Source organism: Pseudomonas fuscovaginae SE-1, from assembly GCF_000364705.1.
Taxonomy (GTDB): Bacteria; Pseudomonadota; Gammaproteobacteria; order Pseudomonadales; family Pseudomonadaceae; genus Aquipseudomonas; species Aquipseudomonas fuscovaginae_A.
The window spans coordinates 1-2322 of sequence record NZ_AQOH01000170.1 but is presented as its reverse complement, the minus strand read 5'-3'; the positions used below and the strand labels follow the sequence as shown (position 1 = coordinate 2322).

General features: G+C 65.3%; 3 protein-coding genes. All 3 read left to right on the top strand.

Annotated elements, in window-relative coordinates; all coding sequences use genetic code 11:
* On the top strand, positions 1–524 hold a 524-nt coding region (locus tag K675_RS0116455), incomplete at its 5' end, for a HisA/HisF-related TIM barrel protein (RefSeq protein ID WP_017904599.1).
* Positions 525–533: 9 nt separating this feature from the next.
* On the top strand, positions 534–1304 hold the full coding sequence (hisF, locus tag K675_RS0116450) for an imidazole glycerol phosphate synthase subunit HisF (protein ID WP_017904598.1): 771 nt from the start codon (positions 534–536) through the stop codon (positions 1302–1304).
* 73 nt (positions 1305–1377) lie between these two features.
* Complete coding sequence (locus K675_RS0116445) at positions 1378–2133, top strand: substrate-binding periplasmic protein (protein ID WP_017904597.1); 756 nt, start codon at positions 1378–1380, stop codon at positions 2131–2133.
* The last annotated feature ends 189 nt before the right edge of the window (positions 2134–2322 follow it).

The following is a 2322-nucleotide window of genomic DNA, read 5'->3' as shown; positions in this document are numbered from 1 at the left end:
CCCCCCCCCCCCTGCCGATCCAGATCGGCGGCGGCATCCGCTCTCTGGAAACCATCGAGCACTACGTGAAGGCCGGCGTCAGCTACGTGATCATCGGCACCAAGGCGGTCAAGCAGCCCGAGTTCGTCGCCGAGGCCTGCCGTGCGTTTCCCGGCAAGGTGATCGTCGGCCTGGATGCCAAGGACGGTTTCGTCGCCACCGATGGCTGGGCCGAAGTCAGCTCGGTGCAGGTGATCGACCTGGCCAAGCGTTTCGAGGCCGATGGCGTGTCGGCGATCGTCTACACCGACATCGCCAAGGACGGCATGATGCAGGGCTGCAACGTGCCCTTCACTGCCGCCCTGGCCGCCGCCACCAGCATCCCGGTGATCGCCTCCGGCGGTATCCACAACCTGGGCGACATCAAGACCCTGCTGGACGCCAAGGCGCCGGGCATCATCGGCGCTATCACCGGCCGGGCGATCTACGAAGGCACCCTGGATGTCGCCGAGGCGCAAGCCTTCTGTGATTCCTACACTGGCTGAGGACTGACCATGGCGCTGGCCAAACGCATCATCCCTTGCCTGGACGTCGACAATGGTCGCGTGGTCAAGGGCGTCAAGTTCGAGAACATCCGCGATGCCGGTGATCCGGTGGAGATCGCCCGTCGTTACGACGAGCAGGGTGCGGACGAAATCACCTTCCTCGATATCACCGCCAGCGTCGATGGCCGTGACACCACGCTGCATACCGTCGAGCGCATGGCCAGCCAGGTGTTCATCCCGCTGACCGTGGGCGGTGGCGTGCGCACCGTGCAGGATATCCGCAACCTGCTCAACGCCGGTGCCGACAAGGTCTCGATCAACACCGCGGCGGTGTTCAACCCCGAGTTCGTCGGCGAGGCCGCCGATCGCTTCGGTTCGCAGTGCATCGTCGTCGCCATCGACGCCAAGAAGGTTTCGCAGCCGGGCGAAGCGCCGCGCTGGGAAATCTTCACCCACGGCGGGCGCAAGCCGACCGGGCTGGACGCGGTGGAGTGGGCGAAGAAGATGGAAGGCCTGGGGGCCGGTGAGATCCTGCTCACCAGCATGGACCAGGACGGCATGAAAAGCGGCTTCGATCTCGGCGTGACCCGTGCCATCAGCGATGCCCTGGGCATTCCGGTGATCGCCTCCGGCGGTGTCGGCAATCTCCAGCACCTGGCCGACGGTATCCTCGAAGGCCATGCCAGTGCGGTGCTGGCGGCCAGCATCTTCCACTTCGGCGAATACACCGTTCCCGAAGCCAAGGCCTACATGGCCCAACGCGGTATCGTGGTCCGCTGAATCCACGGATCACTGGACAGCATGGCGGGCCCGGGCCACTCTTGGGCCACGCCATGGACTTCGGTAGTACAGCATGCTCAAACGTCTTCTACTGGCCGTCGCCAGCACCTCGCTGCTGCTGACAGGGCCCGCCTTCGCGCAGGAAAGTACCGGTACTTCGCTGGTCCTGCTGACCGAGAACTTCCCGCCCTACAACATGGCGAAGAACGGCAAGAACTTCGCCCAGGACGAGAATATCGAAGGCATTGCCGTGGATATCGTCCGGGAAACCTTCAAGCGTGCCGACATCCGCTACAGCCTGACCCTGCGCTTTCCCTGGGAGCGGATCTACAAGCTCGCCCTGGAGCAGCCCGGTTACGGGGTGTTCGTGATGGCGCGCCTGCCCGAGCGCGAGACCCTGTTCAAGTGGGTCGGGCCGATCGGCCCGGATGACTGGGTGATGCTCGCCCGGGCCGACAGCAAGCTGGCGCTGACGGCGCTGGTGCAGGCACGCAAGTACAAGGTCGGCGCCTACAAGGGCGATGCCATCGCGCAGACCCTGGCCCGCCAGGGTCTGGAGCCGGTGCTGGTGCTGCGTGACCAGGACAATGCCAGGAAGCTGGCGGACGGGCAGATCGACCTGTGGGCCACCGGTGATCCGGCGGGGCGCTTCCTGGCGCGCCAGGAAGGGGTGACGGGACTCAAGACCGTGCTGCGCTTCAACAGCGCCGAGTTGTACCTGGCGCTGAACAGGGAGGTGCCGGACGAGGTGGTCGCCCGGTTGCAGGCGGCGCTGGATCAGTTGCGCAAGGAAGGCACGGTCGACGAGATCATGGCGCGCTATCTGTAGCGTGCGTTGGCGGGTGCAGCCCTTGCGGTGAGCGGGATTGTGTAGTGGATGGTTTTTTGTGGCGAGCGGGCTTGCCCGCGCTGGGCTGCGAAGCGGCCCCAAACCCGGACAACTCAATATGCCTGATCAACCAGGCCGCCTGTTTCTGCGGCTGCGTTGCAGCCGAGCGCGGGCAAGCCCGCTCGCCAC